The following is a 19,224-nucleotide window of genomic DNA, read 5'->3' on the forward strand; positions in this document are numbered from 1 at the left end:
AAGCGGCCCCCGGAAGCACAGGAGACGGTGATGGCGAAGTACATGCTGATCATGCGGGCGTCGGACGAGACGCTGGCGACGATGATGGAGACCCCGTTCGAGGAGATGCTGGAGACCGTCGGCCGGTTCAACGACGAGCTGATCAAGGCGGGCGTGCTGATCGCCGCCGAGGGGCTGGACGACCCCGGGCAGGGCGTCGTGGTCGACTTCGCGGGCGGGACGCCGGTGGTCACCGACGGCCCCTACGGCGAGACCAAGGAGCTGTTCGGCGGCTTCTACCTGATCGACGTCGCCTCTAAGGAGGAGGCCGTCGAGTGGGCCAAGCGGCTCCCGGCGATGCCCGGTTCGAAGTGCGAGGTGCGCCGCGTCCCGGCGATCGACGAGTTCCCGCAGGACAACGAGTGGGTCGCCCGCGAGCGGGCCTGGCGCGAGCGGACCGGCCAGCTCTGATGCCCGCCCCCGAGGAGACCCCGGTCGCGGACGCGGCACGCCGGGCCGTCGCCGCGGTCTGGCGGATCGAGTCCGCCCGGATCGTCGGCGCGCTGGCCCGCTGGACCGGCGACCTGGCGCTCGCCGAGGACGTCGCCCAGGAGGCCCTCGCCGAGGCGCTGGTCTCCTGGAGCCGGGACGGCGAGCCCGCCAACCCGGTCGGCTGGCTGCTGGCCACCGCCCGGCGGCGGGCCGTCGACGCCTTCCGCCGCCGCTCCGCCCGGGACGAGCGCTACGCGCTGCTGGCGCACGGCCTGGAGGAGGGCGGGGCGCTGACCGGCGCCCCGCCCGGGGCCGGCCGGGCGGACGAACTGCCCTGGGACCCGGACCGGATCGACGACGACGTGCTGGCGCTGATCTTCACCGCCTGCCACCCGGTGCTCGCCCCGGAGGCCCGGGTCGCGCTCACCCTGCGGGTGGTCGGCGGCCTGACCAGCGAGGAGATCGCCCGGGCCTTCCTGGTGCCGGTGCCCACCGTGCAGGCCCGGATCACCCGGGCGAAGAAGACCGTCGCGGCCGCCCGGGTCCCGTTCGAGGTGCCGCCCGCCGAGGAGCGCCGCGAGCGCCTCGCGGCGGTGCTCGGCGTGCTGTACGTGATCTTCACCGAGGGCGCCACCGCGACCTCCGGGCCGGACCTGCTCCGGCCCGACCTGGCCCGCGAGGCGGTCCGGCTGGCCCGCACGCTGACCGCGCTGCTGCCCACCGAGCCCGAACCGCAGGGCCTGCTGGCGCTGATGGAGCTGACCGCCGCCCGCTTCCCGGCCCGGACCGGGCCGGACGGCGAGGCGGTCCTGCTGGAGGACCAGGACCGCCGCCGCTGGGACCGCTCCGCGATCCGCCGCGGCCTGGCCGCGCTCGGCCGCGCCGCGGCGGCCGGGCGCGGCCTCGGGCCCTACGGCCTGCAGGCCGCGATCGCGGCCTGCCACGCGACGGCGCCCTCGGTCGGGGAGACCGACTGGGAACGGGTGGTGCTGCTCTACGAGGCGCTCGGCCGGGTCGCCCCGTCCCCGGTGGTCGAGCTCAACCGGGCCGTCGCGGTGGCGATGGCGGGCGAACCGGCCGAGGCGCTGGCCCTGGTCGACGAACTGGTCGCCACCGACCGCCTCCCCGGCTCGCACCTCGTCCCCACCGTCCGCGGCGAACTCCTCGTCCGCCTCGGCCGCCGGGCCGAGGCGCGCGCCGAACTCGAACTCGCCGCCCGCCTGTGCCGCAACACCCGCGAACGCGCCGTCCTCCTCGCCAAGGCCGCCGCCCTCGGCTGACGCCCCGTCAGGCCGGGAGGCGCAGCACCGGGCGGCCCGCCTCCAGCCGGGCGAAGAGGCGGTCGCCGTGGACGCCCGGGGCGTCGAAGAAGCGTTCGTCCTCCTCGCCGTCGGCGCGCAGCAGCTCGGGGAGCAGAACCTCGGCGGCGACGCCCTCGGTGACCTCGTTCTCCAACTCGGCCAGGGCGTAGGCCGGGGCGAGCACCGGGCCGGTGAGGGCGCCGCCGACCAGGTCGGGGAAGAAGCCGTTCGAGAGGACGGTGACGCCGGCCGCCAGGTCGCCGCCGATCATCACCAGCTTGTCCGTCATGTGGCCGACGAACGCCCCGGCCTTCACGCTGCCGCGGACCAGCAGCTTGGCGTCCCCGCCGAGGTAGACGGCGCCCGCCGTGAGGTCGCCGAGCACGACCAGCGCCGGGCAGCCGTCGTCGAGGTTGAGGACCGGGCCGGTCACCGTCAGGTCGCCGTCGACGACCAGGCCGGTGCCGTGCAGGTCCAGCGCGTCCAGGTCGAGTTCGCCGTCGACGGCCAGGCTGCCCGGGTGCACGTCGTAGGTCTCGTCGTACAGGTTCTCGTAACTGGACTCCGGCAGGCCGCGGCGCTCGAACAGCGCCACGGACTCGTCCCAACTGTGGGACGTGGCAGTGAGGTTCATGGCCCCGAGCCTGCCACGGCGCACTGTCGGCCGGTGCTCCCGGTCCCGCCGCCCGGAGCGGTCTCGGACCGCTCTCGGAGCGCCCCCTGGTGAGCTGTCCGCACCGCACCGGCCGACCGGTCGGGCGGCGGACGCACCGAGAGGAGCACCTCATGTCGAAGGTCCTGGAGCTGCAGAAGATGGAGACCGCCGAGGGTCACGGCCCGGTCGACCAGGAGGCGATCAGCCTCACCTCCTGCGACTCGAGCAGCTGCTGACCCGGAGCTGTCTCCCGGGGCCCCGGCGGCGCTCGCCGCCGGGGCCCTCCGCTGCTGTCCACCACGTCCGGACGGGAACGCCCATGCTCTCCTGGCAATCGCTCCAGTACTACCTGCACTTCGACCGGCGCTGGTACGAGACCGCCGAGCGCCACCGCCCCGACCCCGCGCACCTCGCGGTGTTCCGCGCGCTCGCCCCGGAGGGCTGGACGACCCGGCGGCGCGGCCTGTGGTTCATCGCCGACCCGACCGGCCGGGACACCCCCGCGCAGGGCTGGAAGCTGCACGTCACCGCGGACCTCGGGGAGAGCACCGAGGTGCTGCGGCTCGCGCTGCCGGTGCTGTTCGCGCACCGGGTGGCGTTCAAGTTCCTGATCGACCCGCGCTCGGTCGAACTGACCAGCGGCAAGACCTTCAACCGGACCGCCAGCGGCAAGTTCGTCACCGTCTACCCGCCCGACGAGGCCGCGTTCCGCGCCGTCGGCGCCGACCTGGCCGCCGCGCTGGCCGGCCGCGGCGGGCCGTACATCCTCTCCGACCGGCGCTGGCCCGGCTCCACCGCCGTCTACTACCGCTACGGCGGCTTCGCCGCGATCAAGCGGCTGCGCCCGGACGGCATCACCGACCTGATGGTGCTGGCCCCCGACGGCACCCCGGTGCCGGACGTGCGCAACCCGTGGTTCGAGGTGCCGCCGTGGGCCGCCGACCCGTTCCCGCCCGAGCCCGCCGAGGAGGACGGCGCGCTGAACGGCCGCTACGTGCCCAAGGCGGCGCTGGCGTTCGGCAACCGCGGCGGCGTCTACCTCGCCACCGACCGCCGCACCGGCCGCGAGGTGGTCCTCAAGGAGGCCCGCCCCGGCGTCCTGGTCGGCCGGCCGCCGCGGGCCGCGACCGAGGTGCTGGAGAAGGAGTACCGGGTGCTGTCGGCCCTCGCCGACACCGGACGGTACGTCAGGCCGCTGGACTTCTTCGAGGAGCACGGCCACGCCTTCCTGGTCGAGGAACAGGTCGAGGGACCGCACTTCAGCCGGCACGGCATCCTCACCAACCCGGTGATCACCGGGCGGCTGGACGGCGAGTCGCTGCGCGCCTACTACCGCGAGCAGCGCACCCTGTGGCGGCAGATCGCCGAGGCCGTGGCCGCCGCGCACGCCCGCGGCATCCTGCTCGGCGACATGTCGCACACCAACGTGCACGTGGTCGGGGACGGCACCGAGGTGGTGCTGATCGACCTGGAGGCCGCCGTCCGGGAGGGCGTCGACCCGCACCTCGGCGTGCACACCGTCGGCATCGCCAGCCCCCGGCTGCGCGCCACCAACCACTACGACCGGGCCGGCGACTGGCACGCGCTGGGCGCGCTGATGCTCTCCTCCGTCATGGTGGTCAACAACACCACCGGCTTCCACCGCCCCACCCAGGACCGCTTCCTGGACGCGCTCACCGAGGACCTCGCGCTCCCCGCCGAACTCCCGGCCCTGATCCGCGAACTGACGGACCCGGAAGCGGTGGACGCGGACTTCGACCCGGAGGCGGTGATCGCCCGGATCGCGGCACTGCCGTTCGACGACCCCGCGCACTGGAGCGGCCCCGTCCCGCTCGCCGAACCCGCCGCCCGCCGCTACGGCGACCCCGAGGCGGTCCCCGGGCTCCGGGACGCCGAACTCGCCGCCCTGGTCGAGGGCATCGCCGCCGAGACCGAGGCCGCCGCCGACCCGCACCGCACCGACCGGCTGTTCCCCAGCAACCCGCTGGTCCACCAGACCAACCCGCTCGGCCTCGCCTACGGCGCCACCGGCGTGCTCTACGGCCTGCACCGGCTGCGCGGCACGGCGCCCGCCCCGCTGGTCGGCTGGGCGCTCGCCCGGGACGTCGACCCCGCCCAGTACCCGCCCGGCCTCCACCTCGGACAGTCCGGCCTGGCCTGGGCGTTCGACGCGCTCGGCCACCCCGGCGTCGCCACCGCCCTGATGGCCGCCGCCCGCCGCCACCCGCTGCGGCACGCCATGCCCGGCGTCCTGCACGGCACCGCCGGCCACGGCCTGGCCGCGCTGCACCTGTGGCAGCGCCACGGCGACCCGGCCCTGCTCGCCGACGCCGTCGCCGACGGCGAACACCTCGCCGCCACCGCCGCGCACGGCCCCGAGGGCCCGCACTGGCCGCACACCACCCCCGGCGAGGACCGCCCCCGGACCCGGATCGGCCACGGCCACGGCGCCAGCGGCATCGCCCTGTTCCTGCTCTACCTGCACCTCGCCACCGGCGAGGAGCGCTGGTACGCGCTCGGCCGCGCCGCCCTCGGCCACGACCTCGCGCACGCCTCCCGGCTGCCCGGCGGCACCCTCGCCTTCCCCTCCCGCACCGGCCCCGCCGAGGGCCGCACCGTCCTGCGCAACTACTGGGACGAGGGCACCGCGGGCGTCTCGGTCGCCGTCGTCCGCTACCTCGCCGCCCGCCCCGACCCCGAACTCGCCGCCCTCGCCGAGGACCTGCTGCTCGACTCGGCCCGCCGCTACGCCGTCTTCCCGCACCTCGCGCACGGCCTGGCCGGACTCGGCAACGTGCTGCTCGACGCGGGCGAACTGCTCGGCGAGGAACGCTGGCTGGCCGAGGCCCGGCGGGTCGCCGACGGCATCCTGCTGAGCCGGATCGAGCACCCCGGCGGCGGCATCGGCTTCCCCGGCGAGCAGGCCCTGCGGGAGAGCTGCGACCTCGCCACCGGCTCCATCGGCATCGCGCTCTTCCTCGACCGGCTCCGCCGCGCCCGGCCCGGCACCCGCACCGACTTCCACTTCACCGTGGACGGGCTGCTGCCGTGAACGGGCGGGCCGACGAAGCGCTCGCCGCCCCGGCCGCGAACGGCGACGGGGGCGGGACGCCGGACGGGGCGGGGGCCGGGGCGGCGGGTGCGGCGGGCGACGGGACGCGGGGGACACCGGGCGCGCGGCGGCTGCGGCGGTTCCGGCTGGTCGGCGCGAACCCGATGTTCCGGCGGCTCTGGATCGGCCAGTTCACCTCCGAACTCGGCAGCTCGATGAGCGTGCTGGCGGTGCCGATGCTCGCCGTCGCCGTCAGCGGCTCGCCCGGCGAGGCCAGCCTGCTCGCCACCCTCGGCTTCCTCACCACCTGGCTCGGCGCCGTCCCCGGCGGCCAGCTCGCCGACCGGATCGCCCCGCGCCGCCTGATGCTCGCCGCCGACACCGTCCGCCTCGCGGCCGTCACCGCCGTCGCCGCCACCACCCTGGCCGGCGGCCCGCCGCTGTGGCTGCTGGCCGTCACCACCGTGCTCTCCGGCCTCGCGGCGACCTCGTTCGGCCCCGCCGCCGGCAAGATGCTGCGCACCCTCGTCCCCGCCGAACAGCTCCCCGAGGCCGTCGCCGTCAACCAGGTCCGCGGCTACAGCGCCTCCATCGTCGGCCCCGCCGCGGGCGGCGCGCTGTTCGGCGCGGCCCGGGCGGTGCCCTTCCTCGCCGACGCCGCCAGCTACCTGGTCTCCCTCGCCTGCGTCCGGGGCCTGCCCGCCGGACGCGACGACGGGCCCGCGGCCCGGGGCTGGCCGCGGCTGCGCGAAGGGCTCGCGGTGATCCGCCGGACCCCGTTCCTGCGGGCCTCCCTGGGCTACTCGGTGCCCGGCAACCTCGCGGTCTCGATGCTGATGTACGTCCTGCTGCTGCGCCCCGGCGCGGCGGGCGGCGGCACCGGCATCGCCTTCAGCGCCGCCGCCGCCTGCGGCCTGCTCGGCTCGCTGTTCGCCGCGGGCGCGCACCGCCGCTTCGGCCTGTGGCGCCTGATGGCGGGCACCGCGGCCCTGCGCCTGCTCGCCGCGCTCGCCGCCGGCCAGCTCGGCGGCCAGCTCGGGCCGGGCCTCGCCCTGGCCACCGTCCTGCTGCTCGCCCCGGTGGTCGGCGCGGCCCTCGGCACCACCACCCTGCTGGTCGTCGACTACGAGGTCTACGGCCGGGTCAGCGGCACCAGCTCCTTCGTCGGCGGCGCCCTCCAGCCGCTGGCCCCCCTCGCCGCCGGCACCCTGCTCCAGACCGCCGGCCCCGGCCCGGCGCTGGCCGTGGTCGCCGCGCTCTTCGGGCTCGCGCTGGCCGCCGTGCTGGTCGGCCGCAGGGGGCTGGACGTCCGGGTGCCGACGGCGGAGTGACGGGCCGTCAGTGCCGGGGCCGGCCCGCGGCGGGGTGGGCCAGGGCCGGGTCGTGCAGCAGGACGCGTTCGGTCAGGCGGGCCAGCTCCGGCCCGGGGCGGACGCCCAGCTCCTCGCGCAGGATCCGGCGGGCGGTGTGCAGCACGGCCGCCGCCTCCGCCTGCCGGCCGCCGCGGTACAGGGCCCTGGCCCGCAGCGCCCAGCCGGACTCGCGCAGCGGGGCCTCCGCCGTCAGCCGGGCGCACTCCGCGACGGCGAGGTGGTGGGCGTCCAGGGCGAGCAGCGCGGTGGCGCGCAACTCGCGCGCGGTACATCGGAGTTCGTCGAGCCGCCAGCGTTCGGCCGCCAGGAACTGCAGGTGGGCGAGGTCGGCGAAGGCCGGTCCCCGCCACAGCGCCAGCGCCAGGTCGACGGCGGCGACGGCCCCCTCCGGGCGCCCGGCCCGGTGCTCGTGACCCGCGGACTCGACCAGGGCGGCGAACCGGCGGGCGTCGATCGCCGCCGCGGGCAGGACCAGGCGGTAGCCGCCGGGCTCGCGGCGCAGCACCGCGGCCTCCCGCCCGGCGGGCCGTTCCGGCTCCAGGACGCGGCGCAGATCGGCCACGCAGGTGTGCAGGGCGTGCCGGGGGCGGGCGGGCAGCCGGTCCTGCCACACCGCGTCGATCAACTCCTGTTCCGGCAGCACCGTTCCGCCGCCCGCCGCGAGTGCCGCCAGGACGGCCCGCGGGCGGGGCCCGCCGAGCCGGACCCCGCTACCGCCGACCGTGGCCGCCACCGGGCCGAGGACCTGCACCGCCGTCGTTGTCATGCTCGTCTCCATGGCCCGAGCCTGAGGCCGCGACGGCTCCCGGCCCATCGGGGCGGGCCCCCGAATTCGGGCCGCCGCCCGCCCCCGTCCCCGGCCGCCGGGCGGAATATGGGGGCCGTCCCCCATGTCCCGTCCGCGCCCGCCTGGCATGCTCGGGCCCATGACGGAAGCGGAGGCCGCCCCCGGGCGGGCGGGCGAGGACGGCTGGTGGGCCCCGGCCCTGAGCCTGGCCGAACGCCTGGCCGGACCCCCGCCGCCGCCCGCGCCCGGCGGCCGCCGACTCGACCGGTGGCACAAGGAGTTCGAGGGCCGGCTCGACGAGTTCCTCGCCGACCTCGGCGCCGACCGGGACCTCCTCGCCGCCCTGCTGGCCGAACCCGCCGCGCAGTTGGCCGCCCGGTTCCCCGAGCCCGACTGGGTGCCCTTCGTCCGCCGGGCGCTCGCCGCCGCCCCGGACACCGCCGCCGCCCCGCCGGCCCGGGACGGGGGAGGCCCCGTCGCCCCGCCGGTGCACGCCGCCGCCGGGAGCGCCCGCCGGACCGTCGAACCCAGCGCGCCGCCCGCCTGGGCCGCGGCCGCCGTGCTCGCCGCGGCCACCGCCCCCGCGCCCCCGGCCGGGCCGGCCCCGTGGGCGGTCGGGTTCGCGGGGGTGCTGACGCCGTTCACCGCCGCCGCCCTGGCCGAACTGCGGGCCGCCCCGGCCTGGCGGGCCCTCCGGCGGACGGCCGAACTCGACTCCCTGGAGAGGGACTTCCAAGTCGGCCTGGCCTCGCTGCTGGTGCACGTGGCGCGCCGGACGCTGGTGCTGGAGCTGAACGTGCTGCGGGTCGGCGGCGGCCTGCGCGGCGCCGACGGCGAGGCGCGCTTCGCGGACTTCCTGCGGCAGGCCGGCACGCGCGGACGGCTGACCGCGCTGTGCGCCGAGTACCCGGTGCTGGCCAGGCTGCTGGCGGACACCGCCCGGGACACCGTCGCGGCCTGGGCCGAACTCGCCGAGCGGTTCACCGCCGACCGGGACGCGCTGGTGCGCGAGGTGCTCGGCGGCACCGACCCGGGCCCGCTGGCCCGGGTCGCGGTCGGGGCGGGCGACCGGCACGGCCGGGGCCGGACGGTGGCCGTGCTGCACTTCGCCGACGGGCGGCGCGCGGTCTACAAGCCGCGTCCGCTCGCCGTCCACCGCCACTACAACGACCTGCTCCGCCTGCTGACCGGGCTGGTCCCGAACGCCGAGCTGGCGACGCTCGCGGTGCTGGACCGGGGCGGCCACGGCTGGGTGGAGTTTGCCGAGGCCGCACCCTGCGCCGACCGGCGCGGCGTCGACCGGTTCTACCGGCGGCTCGGCCTCCAACTGGCCCTGCTGCACGTGCTCGGCGGCACCGACGTCCACTACGAGAACCTGGTCGCCCGCGGCGACCAGCCGGTGCTGGTGGACGTCGAGACGCTGTTCCACCCCGACCAGGGGCAGCCCGCGCCGCTCGGCGGCGACCCGGCGCAGCGGGTGCTCGCCGGGTCCGTGCACCGGATCGCGCTGCTGCCCTTCCCGATGCTCGGCGAGCACGGGGTGGCCGACCTCTCCGGCCTGGGCGGCGACGACGGCGCCCCGCTGCCCGTCGCGGTGCCGGGCTGGGACGGCGCGGGCACCGACCGGATGCGCCTGGTCCCCGAGCGGGGACGGCTGCGCGGCGCCGCCAACCGCCCCCGGCTCGGCGGCGCGGACGCCGACCCGGCCCGGCACGCCGAGCCGCTGGTCGCCGGGTTCCGGGCCGGCTACCGGGCGCTGGCCGCCGCGGCCCCCCGGATCGCCGCGCCCGGCGGGCCGCTGGACCGCTTCGCCGCCGACACCGTCCGGGTGGTGGCCCGCCCCACCCGCCGCTACGGCGCCCTGCTGGAGGAGGCCACCCACCCCGACGCCCTCCGCGACGCCCTCGACCGGGACCTCCTGTTCACCGCCCTCTGGCGCGAGTCCGCCGACGACCCGGCCCGCCGCCCCCTGGTCCGGGACGAACTCGACGCCCTCCGGCGCGGCGACGTCCCCCTGTTCACCACCACCCCCGCCGCCGACCCCGCCGACCCCGACGGCCCTCCGCACGGGTCCGGCGGACTGGCACGGGCCCGGAGGCGGCTGCTCGCGCTGGACCGGACGGACCTGTACGACCAGGAGTGGATCGTCCGGGCGGCGCTGGCGACCCGGGGCGGCGCGGCCTCCCGGGCGGCGCGGCCGACCGGCGGGCCGCAACCGCCGGTCGCCCCGGACCCGGACCGGCTGCTCGCCGCCGCCTGCGACCTCGCCGACCGCGTCCTGGCCCGGGCGCACGGCGACCGGCGGCGCGTCAACTGGCTCACCCTGGAACGGATCACGGACCGGGACTGGGCCCTGATGCCGCAGGGCGCCGGCCTCGACGGCGGCTACCCCGGCACCGCGCTGTTCCTCGCCCAGCTCGCCGCCCTCACCGGCACCGCCCGCTACGCGGAGACCGCCCGCCGCGCCGTCCGCCCGCTGCCCGCGCTGCTGTCCGCCCTCGCCGCCGACCCCGCCCACACGGCCGCCGTCGGCGCCGGAGGGTTCACCGGGCTCGGCGGCATCGCCTACGCCGCCGCCCGGCTGGCCGCCCTGCTCGACGAGGAGCCCGCCGGGCCGCTGCACGGGGCCGCGGCCCGCGCGGTGGCGCTCACCGCCCGGGCCGCCCGCACCGCGCCCGCCGAGGACGACGACCCCGGTCGCCAACTGCTCTCCGGCGACGCCGGCTGCCTGGCCGCGATGCTGGCCGTCCACCGCCTCACCGGGAACCCGGAGGCCGCCGCCGTCGCGGACCGCTGCGCCGAACGGCTCGCCGCCACCCCCGACCCGGCGCCGGACGGCGCGGCCCTGCGCGACTGGGCGCTGCACCGCTGGACGGCGGAGCGCACTCCCGGCCCGCTCGGCCCCGCCGCCGTCCCGGCCCCCGGCCCGCTCGGCCCCGCCGCCGCGCTGGCCGCCGCCCGCACCCCCGGTGGACCGGCGCCGGCGGCGCCCGCGGCGGGGGAGGTCGCCGACCACAGCCTGCTGCACGGGGAGTCGGCGGTGCTGGAGCTGCTGCTCGCCACCGGCTCCGGCCGCCCCGCGCTGACCGGGGCGGCCGCGACCCGCGCGGGCGCGCTGCTGGGCGACCTCGACCTGGCGGGACCGCGCTGCGCGACCCCCGCCGGAGTGCCGACCCCGGGGCTGCTGACCGGCCTCGCCGGGATCGGCCACACCCTGCTGCGCCTCGCGCACCCGGCCGAGGTCCCGTGCGTGCTGCTGCTCGAGGCGCTCCCCGACCGTCCACCGCCGCCGACCTGACGCACCGTCGGTCGCGCTCCGCCCCGAGGCCGACCACCACTCGGCCGACCACCACTCGGCACCCCGACCGGGACCGCCGCCGCCCGACCCGCTCCCCGCACCCCAGGAGGACCGCCATGACCGCCCCGACCCTCGCCACGCTGTGGAAGGACCCCGCGGCCCGCGCCGCCGCCCGGATTCCGCACCCCGCAGGGGAGTTCGCCCCGGCGCCCCGGGCCGCCGAGCCGCCGCGGGCCCGCCGGGCGCTGCTCCTGGCCGGCTGGACCGCGCCGGACCTGGCGGGCACCGTGCTGGAGACCGTCGACACCACCACGACCTTCCAGACCAGCACCTCGCTCTCCTACGTCGAGGACCTGACGGACCGTCAGTAGCCCCGGCGCGAGCGGGTCGGGAGCGCGGTGGCACCACCCCTCCCGCCGGTCACCGGGCGACGCGGCGGTCACGTCCGGTGGTGGTCCGGTGGTGGTCCGGTGACGGTCCCGGCGGCTAGCCTGCGTCAATGTTCACCACCTCGCCGTACCTCGTGGGCCGAACCGCCGAGCAGCGCGTGCTGCTCGACGGGCTGATCGCCGCCCGGAACGGCCGGGGGAGCGCGGTCTTCGTCGGCGGCGAGGCCGGGATCGGCAAGACCCGGCTGGCCGCGGACTGCGCGTACCGGGCGGTCGCGGACGGGATGGCGGTGCTGCGCGGACGGGGGAGCAGCACGGGTGCGCCGGTGCCGTTCCGGCCGGTCGCGGAGGCGCTGCTGTCGCTGTTCCGGGTGAGCGGGCCGCCGCAGGACGACTCGCTGGCCCCGTACCGGGGCGCGCTGGCCGCGCTGGTGCCGGAGTGGCGGGGCGAGCGGCGGCCGGGGCCCGCGCCCTCGCTGACGGACATCGCGGAGGCGCTGCTGCGCCTGCTGGCGGTGGTCGGACGGGGGGAGCCGGACCGGCCGCCGCGCGGCTGCCTGCTGATCGTGGAGGACCTGCACGAGGCCGACGCGGAGACCCTGGCGGTGCTCGACTACGTGGTCGACAACCTGGCCGCGCTGCCGGTGCTGCTGGTCGCGACGCTCCGTCAGCACCCCTGCCCGGCACAGGAGTTGGCCCTCGACGCGGCGGCCGGCCGGCGGGCCCTGCGGCTGGACCTGCAGCCGCTGGACGCGGCGCGGACGGCCGAACTGGCGGCCGCCTGCCTGTCGGCCGCCCCGGAGGCGCTGCCGGTCCGGGCGGTCGACCGGGTGGTCCGGGACGCGGCCGGGAACCCGTTCGTGGTCGAGGAGTTGCTCAGCGGCATGGTCACCGCGGGGGCGCTGCGCCGCGACCCCGAGCACGGCTGGCAGGTGTTCGGGGACCTCGGCATCGAGGTGCCCACCACGGTGGTGCGCAGCGTGGTGCAGCGGGCCGCCCGGCTGGACCCGGTCGGCCGGGACATGCTGAACGTCGCCGCGGTGCTGGGCCGCCGCTTCGCGCTGCCGGTGCTGCAACTGGTCACGGGGCTGGACGACCGCAGCCTGCTGATCCACCTGCGGGCCGGGATCGACGCCCGGCTGCTGTCGCCGAGCGGACCGGTCGCGGACCGGTACGAGTTCCGGCACGCCCTGGTCGCGGACGCGCTGCTGGCCGACCTGCTGCCGGCCGAGCGGGCCGCGATCGCCCGCCGGGCGGCGGGCGAGGTGGAGCGGGCCTGCCCCGGACTCCCGGGCGAGTGGCGGCAGTTGGTGGCGGTGCTGCGACAGTCCGCGGGCGAGCCGGAGGCCGCGGCCCGGCTGTTCGCGGACGCCGCGGAGGAGGCCTGGCAGGGCGGGGCGACGGACTCGGCGGTGGCGCTGCTGGAGCGGGCGCTGGAACTGGTCGGCGAGGAGGGGGCGGCGTCCGGGGAGGTCCGGGAGCGGCTGGTGCACGCGCTGGCCGACAGCGGGCGCTTCGACCAGGCCCGTGCGCTGGCGGCGACGCTCCCGCTGGGCGGTCCGGCCGCGCTGGGCGAGGACCGCTCGGCCGCCCTGCACCTGCGGCTGGCCCGGGCCGCCGTCGCCGCGGGCCGCCCGGCCGACGCGGCCGAACAGGCCGCTCTGGTGCGCACCCTGCTGACCCGGCTGGACAGCCCGGGCCACGCCTGCGCGCTCGCCGTGGTGGAGGCCAACCTCGTCCTGGCGGGCGTCGCCGACCCGGACGACCCGGACGACCCGGCCCCGGACGGCCCGAACGACCCGGCCCCGGACGCTCCCGGCGGTGACAGCGCCGCCCGGACGGCGGCGGCCGAGCGGCTGGCCCGGCACGCCGCCGCCCGGGCCGAGGCCGCCGGACTGCCCGAAGTCGCTTGCCAGGCATGGCAGTTGCTCTCACTGCTGGAGCGCCGGCACGGTTTCGACCGGGCCGACGCGTGCCTGCGGCGGCTGCTCGACCTGGCGGTCCGGCACGGCCTGCCCGGCTGGCAGGTCGACGCCCGACTGCGGCTCGGCGTCAACGAGTTCATGCGCGCGGGGGAGTCCGTCCAGTTGGAGCGGGCGCACCGGGCCGCGCTCGACCTGGGGGCGCTGGACCTGGTGCGGACCGCCGAGGCGACGCTCGCCATGCACGCGGTGCTGCGCGGCGACTACGCCCGGGCCCGGGAACTGGCCGACCGGGGGCTGGCCGAGAGCGCCCGGCTGCGCAACGTCGACCACCACCAGTTCCTGCTGCTCACCCGGGCGGCGGTGGCCGCGCACCAGGGGCGGCGGGTCGAGATGGCCGAGGTGCTGGCCGAGTTCGACCGCTGGGACGGCGCGGGCTCGCTGCAGCTGCCGCTGGCGCACGGCAACTGCCGGGCGGTGTGCGCCCTGCTGGAGGAGGACCGGGAGCTGGCGCTGGCCGAGTTCGACCGGGCCCGCCGCTGGGAGGCCCGGCACCCCACGGTGTTCTACCTGAACGGGGCCTACGGCCTGCACCCGCTGCTGCGGGCGCTGACCGGGGCGGACTCCCCGGAGCGGCACGCGGAGACGGCCGCCGAGCACGCCGCCGGGCTGGCCTGGAACCGGCAGTTCGAGCGGCTCGCGCACGCCGTCCACCTGGGCCGGGCCGGGCGGGCGGCGGAGGCGGGCGCGGCGGTGGCCGAGGCGGCCCGGGCGGCCCGGCCGTTCGCGATGGCCCGGCAGCTCGGGCTGCGGCTGGTCGCGGAGGCGGCGCTCGCCGACGGCTGGGGCGAGCCGGTGCCGTGGCTGCGCTCCGCCGAGGAGTACTTCCACCGGGCCGGGGTGCCCGCCGTGGCGGGGGCCTGCCGCCGGCTGCTGCGCGGAGCGGGGGCGAGCGTGCCGCAGCGCCGCGGCGGCACCGAGCGGGTGCCGGCGGCGCTGCGCGAGCGGCGGGTGACGGTGCGGGAGTACGAGGTGCTGCTGCTGGTCGCCCAGCGGCTCGGCAACCAGGAGATCGCCGCCCGGTTGAGCATCTCGCCGCGGACGGTGGAGAAGCACGTGGCGAGCCTGCTGGAGAAGGCGGGCCGCCCGAACCGGGCGGCCCTGGAGGACTACGCGGCGGGCGTCACCGCCCCCTGAGGGGAGGGCGGTGGCGCCCGGGGGTCACGCGGAGGGGGCGGGCCGTCCGATCGAGGTGGCGAGTTCGCCGTCCTGCGCGTCGACCACGATGGTGTCGCCGGGCTGGAGCTCGCCGGAGAGCAGCATGGTGGCGAGCCGGTTGTCCAGCTTCGTCTGGATGGTGCGGCGCAGCGGGCGGGCGCCGAACTCGGGCTGGTGGCCGTGCTCGACCAGCCACTTCCGGGCGGCCTCGGTGACGTCGAGCTCCAACCCCTGGGCCTTGACCCGGCGTTCGGAGTTGCCGAGCATCAGGTCGACGATCCGCAGCAGGTCGTCCTCGCCGAGCGCGTCGAAGACGATGATGTCGTCGATCCGGTTGAGGAACTCGGGCAGGAAGCGCCCGCGCAGCTCGTCCATCAGCCGGTCGCGGATCTCGTCGGTCTCGCCCTTGTGCGACAGGATCAGCTGCGAGCCGATGTTGGAGGTCATGATGACCACGGTGTTGCGGAAGTCGACGGTGCGGCCCTGGCCGTCGGTGAGGCGGCCGTCGTCGAGGACCTGGAGCAGGGCGTTGAAGACGTCGGGGTGGGCCTTCTCGACCTCGTCGAAGAGCAGCACCGAGTAGGGGCGGCGGCGGACCGCCTCGGTGAGCTGCCCGGCCTCCTCGTAGCCGACGTACCCGGGCGGGGCGCCGACCAGGCGGGAGACGGTGTGCTTCTCCTGGAACTCGCTCATGTCGAAGCGGACCAGCCGGTCCTCGTCCCCGAAGATCAACTCGGCCAGGGCCTTGGCGAGTTCGGTCTTGCCGACGCCGGTGGGGCCGAGGAAGAGGAAGGAGCCGACCGGGCGGTTCGGGTCGGCCATCCCGGCCCGGCTGCGGCGGACCGCCTCGGAGACCGCGACCACCGCCTTGTCCTGACCGATCACCCGGGCGTGCAGCTCGTCCTCCAGCTTGAGCAGCCGGGCCTTCTCGTCCTCGGTGAGCTGGGCGACCGGGATGCCGGTGCGCCGGGACAGCACCTCGGCGATGTCGTCGACGGTGACCGAGACGACGCCCTCGCGGCGCTCCTCGATCTCGGCGGTCTGCGCCTCCAGATCGGCGATCCGGGTCTTCAGTTCGGAGGCGCGGGAGAAGTCCTCGGCGGCGACCGCCTCGTCCTTCTCCCGGCGCAGCTTGGCGAGTTCGTCCTCGCGGCCGATCACCTCGGTGGAGCGGCCCAGGCCGCGCAGCCGGACCCGGGCGCCGGCCTGGTCCATCAGGTCGATGGCCTTGTCGGGCAGGAAGCGGTCGGAGACGTAGCGGTCGGAGAGGTCGGCGGCGGCGCGCAGCGCCTCGTCGGTGAAGCGGACCTGGTGGTGCGCCTCGTAGGAGTCGCGCAGGCCCTCCAGGATCTGCACGGTCTCCTCGACCGAGGGCTCGGGGATCAGCACCGGCTGGAAGCGGCGCTCCAGCGCCGGGTCCTTCTCGATGTGCTTGCGGTACTCGTCGATCGTGGTGGCGCCGATGACGTGCAGCTCGCCGCGGGCCAGCGCGGGCTTGAGCATGTTGCCGGCGTCCATCGCGCCCTCGCCGCCGGCGCCCGCGCCGACCACGGTGTGCAGCTCGTCGATGAACAGGATGGTGGAGTCGGCGGCCTCGCGGACCTCGTCGATGACGTTCTTCAGCCGCTCCTCGAACTCGCCGCGGTACTTGGAGCCGGCGACCAGGCCGGACAGGTCGAGCGAGACCACCCGGCGGTCCTTGAGGGTGCCGGGGACGTCGCCGGAGACGATCCGCTGGGCCAGGCCCTCGACGATCGCGGTCTTGCCGACGCCGGGTTCGCCGATCAGCACCGGGTTGTTCTTGGAGCGGCGGGAGAGGATCTCGACGGTCTGCTCGATCTCCTCGGCCCGGCCGACCACCGGGTCGAGCCTGCCGAGCTTGGCGTCCTCGGTGAGGTCGCGCCCGTACTCGTCCAGGGTCGGCGTGGTGCTCTCCGCCTTGGCGGGGGCGCGCTCGCCGCGGGCGGCGGCCTCGGCGCCGCGCTGCAGGCGGGAGGCGTCGGCGCCCTGGGCGCCGAGCAGGCGGCCGGCCGCCGAGTCGGGGTCGCCGAGCAGGGCGGCCAGGATGTGCTCGGGGCCGATGTAGGAGACGCCGGCGGCCTGCGAGCGGGCGTGCGCGCCGATCAGCACGCGCTTGGCGGCGGGGGTCAGGCCGGGGTCGACGGACGGGTCGGCCTCGCCGGCGGGCAGCGCCCGCTCGATCGCGGCGGCCAGCTTGTCGGGGTCGGCGCCGGCCTGGGAGAGCAGCGAGCGGGCCGGGTCGACCCGGGTGGCGGCCCACAGCAGGTGCGGAGTGTCCAGGTCGGTGCTGCCGTCCTCCTGGGCGCGCAGCTCGGCCCGGGCGATCAGGTCGCGGGCGGACTCGGTGAGCAGCCGGCCGATCGGGACGCGCTGGACGGCGGGCGGGGAGGCGGCGGGGTTGAGCCCGAAGAAGCGGTTCAGGAGTTCGGAGAAGGCGTCGTCGGAGCCGAGCGGGCCGAAGCCGGGCATGGTCATCGTGGTGGCACTCCCATGGGGCGGACTGGGCAGCAGTCCCCAGCACTATGGCAATCCGACATACCGTCAGCAAAGCGGGTGATCCGGACAGGTGGCGGCGGATCGGACCGGGCCGATCGACGCATTTCTCCCAGCGGGCTTCCAGGAACTTGGGACAGGCATTACCTGGGCATGGGACTGTTGTGACCTGGAATCCCACGGGTACCCCGGGCCGGTCGGCCCGGGGTACCCGTGCGCGCCACCGGAGGGGGAGCGAGGCCATGCCGACCACGGAACGTGCCGCCCGGCGACGCGGGATCGACGCCCTGCTGCGGCGCTCCCCGCTCCAGCCGGTCTTCCGGGCCCGCGCGGCCCGCCGGCTCGCGGTGCTCGCCTACCACGGCATCGACGACCCGGCCGCGTTCCGCTGCCAGATGGAGCGGCTGGTGCGGACCGCCCGCCCGGTCGGCCTGGACGAGGTGGCCCGGGCCGCCGAGCACCGCCGCCCGCTGCCGCCGCGCAGCGTCCTGGTCACCTTCGACGACGGCGACCGCAGCGTGCTCACCGAGGCCCTGCCGGTGCTCGCCCGGCTCGGCGTCCCCGCCGCCGCCTACGTGATCACCGACCTGATCGACGGCGACGAGCCCTACTGGTGGGCCGAGGCCGCCCACCTGGTCGGGCACGGCGGCCGGGCGGCCGCCCTGCGCGGCCTCGGCCCGACCGCGGCCGTCCGCCGGATGAAGGCCCTGCCCGACGGCGAACGGCAGCGCACCCTCGCCGAGTTGCGCGACACCGCGCGACACCGCGCCCCCCGGCAAAGGCAGTTGAGCCGCGGCGAACTGCACCGGCTGCTCGACGGCGGCATCTCGATCGGCAACCACACCGCCTCGCACCCCTGCCTGGACCGCTGCTCCGACCTCGAACTCGACGACCAACTCGTCCGCGCCCACGACCGGTTGACGCAGTGGCTGGGCCGCCCGCCGACCTCCTTCGCCTACCCGAACGGCAACTTCGACCCGCGCGCCGAACGGGTGCTGCGCAGCCTCGGGTACCGGACGGGCTTCCTGTTCGACCACCGGCACACCGAGCTGGCCCCGGCCCACCGGCTGCGGATCAGCCGGCTGCGGGTCAACTCGCACACCGGCCGGGACCGCTTCGACACCATCCTGTCCGGGCTGCACCCGGCCGTGCACCGGCTGCGCGGCGGCCACTAGCGACCAGAAGGGGGCCGGGCCCGTGGACGGCGCACCGGAGATCCACCGCACACCCGAGCTGGACGGCGAACTCGTCCACGACTGGCGGGAGTTGATCGCCGCCGACCCGGACGGCTCCTGGTTCGCCGGGCCGGACTGGGCGCTCGCCTGGTGGCGCACCCTCGGCGCCGGGCTGGACGGCGAGATCGCGGTCTGGCGCGGCCCCGACGGCCGGGCCGAGGCGGTGCTGCCGCTGGCCGCCGCCCGGCTGCGGGCGCACCACCGGCTGCCCGTCGAGGTGCCGGTGCTCACCCTGCTCGGCACCGGCCCGGGCGCCGCCGACCACTGCGGGCCCGCCGTCCGGCCGCACCGGCGCGCCGAGGTCGCCGCCTGGCTGGCCCGCCGGGCCGACCGCAGCACCCTGTGGCTGCCCGGGCTCGACCCCGGCCACGGCTGGCTGCTGCCCCCCGGCGCCCGCCCCGTCACCCGCTCCGCCTGCCCGCGCGCCGACCTCGCCGACGGCCCCGACCGGCTCGGCTCGCGCGACTTCCGGGCCGCCAACCGGCGCGCCCACCGCCGCCTCGCCGCCGCCGGGATCACCTTCCACTGGCTGCCGCCCGGCACCGCCGGGCCCGCGCTGCTGGACGAACTGCTGCGCCTGCACCGGCTGCGCCGGGAGGCCGCCGCGGGCGGCGTCAGCAGCTTCGGCGCCGACCGGCTGCCGCTGCACCGCCGCCTGCTGGAGACGGCCGCGCCCGGCCGCGGCCCGGCCTTCCAGGTCGCCCGGCGCGGCGAGGAGGCGGTCGGCGTGCTGTACGGCTTCCGCTGGGCCGACCGGTTCGCCTACTACCAGATCGGCTGGGACCAGCGCTGGGCCGCCGACTCGCTCGGCACCGCGCTGATCGACGCCGCGCTGCGGGCCTGCGCGGCCGAGGGCGTCCGGACCTTCGACTTCCTGCGCGGTGACGAGCCCTACAAGTACCGGTTCGGGGCGGTCGACCGCACCGACACCGGCTGGCTGCGGCCGCACGGCCCCGGCGGGGCGCTGCTCGGCCTCAAGCACCGGCTCCGGAAGGCGGCCTGACGGCCG

Annotated in this window: 13 protein-coding genes; 10 read left to right on the top strand and 3 right to left on the bottom strand. The window is 77.4% G+C overall.

Features of this window, described 5'->3' with window-relative positions:
• Positions 1-30 precede the first annotated feature (30 nt).
• Together ACIQBJ_RS06105 and ACIQBJ_RS06110 are read left to right on the top strand one after the other, a co-directional pair.
• Entirely contained in the window at positions 31-450 is a 420-nt protein-coding gene (locus tag ACIQBJ_RS06105; RefSeq protein WP_400704291.1) for a YciI family protein, read from the top strand.
• Positions 450-1,751, top strand: a complete 1,302-nt coding sequence (locus ACIQBJ_RS06110) for an RNA polymerase sigma factor (RefSeq protein WP_400704293.1) — start codon at positions 450-452, stop codon at positions 1,749-1,751. The genes ACIQBJ_RS06105 and ACIQBJ_RS06110 overlap by 1 nt, the downstream gene beginning before the upstream one ends.
• Before the next feature lie 7 nt (positions 1,752-1,758).
• Here the strand turns inward: ACIQBJ_RS06110 and ACIQBJ_RS06115 are convergent, their stop codons facing one another.
• On the bottom strand, positions 1,759-2,406 hold the full coding sequence (locus ACIQBJ_RS06115) for a hypothetical protein (RefSeq protein WP_400704296.1): 648 nt from the start codon (positions 2,404-2,406) through the stop codon (positions 1,759-1,761).
• Positions 2,407-2,558: 152 nt separating this feature from the next.
• Between ACIQBJ_RS06115 and ACIQBJ_RS06120 the strand changes: the two genes are divergently transcribed.
• The 3 genes from ACIQBJ_RS06120 (at position 2,559) to ACIQBJ_RS06130 (ending at position 6,810) form a co-directional block, all read left to right on the top strand.
• Entirely contained in the window at positions 2,559-2,663 is a 105-nt protein-coding gene (locus ACIQBJ_RS06120) for a SapB/AmfS family lanthipeptide (protein WP_400704299.1), read from the top strand.
• A gap of 83 nt (positions 2,664-2,746) precedes the next feature.
• Entirely contained in the window at positions 2,747-5,479 is a 2,733-nt protein-coding gene (gene lanKC, locus ACIQBJ_RS06125) for a class III lanthionine synthetase LanKC (protein WP_400704302.1), read from the top strand.
• Positions 5,476-6,810, top strand: a complete 1,335-nt coding sequence (locus ACIQBJ_RS06130; RefSeq protein WP_400704305.1) for an MFS transporter — start codon at positions 5,476-5,478, stop codon at positions 6,808-6,810. Before lanKC ends, ACIQBJ_RS06130 begins: the two co-directional genes overlap by 4 nt.
• A 7-nt stretch (positions 6,811-6,817) precedes the next feature.
• Here ACIQBJ_RS06130 and ACIQBJ_RS06135 read toward each other — a convergent pair whose 3' ends face one another.
• Positions 6,818-7,630, bottom strand: coding sequence for a BTAD domain-containing putative transcriptional regulator (locus tag ACIQBJ_RS06135; protein WP_400704308.1), 813 nt, complete (start codon positions 7,628-7,630; stop codon positions 6,818-6,820).
• A gap of 148 nt (positions 7,631-7,778) precedes the next feature.
• On the opposite strand from ACIQBJ_RS06135, the gene ACIQBJ_RS06140 reads away from it, so the two are divergent.
• The 3 genes from ACIQBJ_RS06140 to ACIQBJ_RS06150 all read left to right on the top strand — a co-directional run bounded on the left by ACIQBJ_RS06140 (position 7,779) and on the right by ACIQBJ_RS06150 (position 14,445).
• Positions 7,779-10,937 (top strand): type 2 lanthipeptide synthetase LanM family protein, encoded by a 3,159-nt coding sequence (locus ACIQBJ_RS06140; protein WP_400704311.1) that lies wholly within the window; start codon positions 7,779-7,781, stop codon positions 10,935-10,937.
• 116 nt (positions 10,938-11,053) lie between these two features.
• Positions 11,054-11,308 (top strand): hypothetical protein, encoded by a 255-nt coding sequence (locus ACIQBJ_RS06145; RefSeq protein WP_400704314.1) that lies wholly within the window; start codon positions 11,054-11,056, stop codon positions 11,306-11,308.
• Between the two features lie 128 nt (positions 11,309-11,436).
• Positions 11,437-14,445, top strand: coding sequence for a helix-turn-helix transcriptional regulator (locus ACIQBJ_RS06150; RefSeq protein ID WP_400704317.1), 3,009 nt, complete (start codon positions 11,437-11,439; stop codon positions 14,443-14,445).
• Between the two features lie 24 nt (positions 14,446-14,469).
• On the opposite strand, the gene ACIQBJ_RS06155 is transcribed toward ACIQBJ_RS06150, so the two are convergent.
• Complete coding sequence (locus ACIQBJ_RS06155; RefSeq protein ID WP_400704320.1) at positions 14,470-16,962, bottom strand: ATP-dependent Clp protease ATP-binding subunit; 2,493 nt, start codon at positions 16,960-16,962, stop codon at positions 14,470-14,472.
• A gap of 260 nt (positions 16,963-17,222) precedes the next feature.
• On the opposite strand from ACIQBJ_RS06155, the gene ACIQBJ_RS06160 reads away from it, so the two are divergent.
• A complete protein-coding gene (locus ACIQBJ_RS06160) occupies positions 17,223-18,155 on the top strand; it encodes a polysaccharide deacetylase family protein (protein WP_400704323.1) in 933 nt (310 codons plus the stop codon).
• 22 nt (positions 18,156-18,177) lie between these two features.
• Entirely contained in the window at positions 18,178-19,218 is a 1,041-nt protein-coding gene (locus ACIQBJ_RS06165; protein WP_400704326.1) for a GNAT family N-acetyltransferase, read from the top strand.
• The last annotated feature ends 6 nt before the right edge of the window (positions 19,219-19,224 follow it).

The sequence above is a fragment of the Kitasatospora sp. NPDC088391 genome, from assembly GCF_044753345.1.
Classification (GTDB): domain Bacteria; phylum Actinomycetota; class Actinomycetes; order Streptomycetales; family Streptomycetaceae; genus Kitasatospora.

Excerpts from the sequence above, each read along its gene's own strand:
- ACIQBJ_RS06105 (WP_400704291.1), top strand. The coding sequence starts at position 31 with ATGGCGAAGTACATGCTGATCATGCGGGCGTCGGACGAGACGCTGGCG.
- ACIQBJ_RS06110 (WP_400704293.1), top strand. The coding sequence starts at position 450 with ATGCCCGCCCCCGAGGAGACCCCGGTCGCGGACGCGGCACGCCGGGCC.
- ACIQBJ_RS06160 (WP_400704323.1), top strand. The coding sequence starts at position 17,223 with ATGCCGACCACGGAACGTGCCGCCCGGCGACGCGGGATCGACGCCCTG.
- ACIQBJ_RS06140 (WP_400704311.1), top strand. The coding sequence starts at position 7,779 with ATGACGGAAGCGGAGGCCGCCCCCGGGCGGGCGGGCGAGGACGGCTGG.
- ACIQBJ_RS06145 (WP_400704314.1), top strand. The coding sequence starts at position 11,054 with ATGACCGCCCCGACCCTCGCCACGCTGTGGAAGGACCCCGCGGCCCGC.
- lanKC (WP_400704302.1), top strand. The coding sequence starts at position 2,747 with ATGCTCTCCTGGCAATCGCTCCAGTACTACCTGCACTTCGACCGGCGC.
- ACIQBJ_RS06150 (WP_400704317.1), top strand. The coding sequence starts at position 11,437 with ATGTTCACCACCTCGCCGTACCTCGTGGGCCGAACCGCCGAGCAGCGC.
- ACIQBJ_RS06115 (WP_400704296.1), bottom strand. The coding sequence starts at position 2,406 with ATGAACCTCACTGCCACGTCCCACAGTTGGGACGAGTCCGTGGCGCTG.
- ACIQBJ_RS06155 (WP_400704320.1), bottom strand. The coding sequence starts at position 16,962 with ATGACCATGCCCGGCTTCGGCCCGCTCGGCTCCGACGACGCCTTCTCC.
- ACIQBJ_RS06120 (WP_400704299.1), top strand. The coding sequence starts at position 2,559 with ATGTCGAAGGTCCTGGAGCTGCAGAAGATGGAGACCGCCGAGGGTCAC.
- ACIQBJ_RS06135 (WP_400704308.1), bottom strand. The coding sequence starts at position 7,630 with ATGGAGACGAGCATGACAACGACGGCGGTGCAGGTCCTCGGCCCGGTG.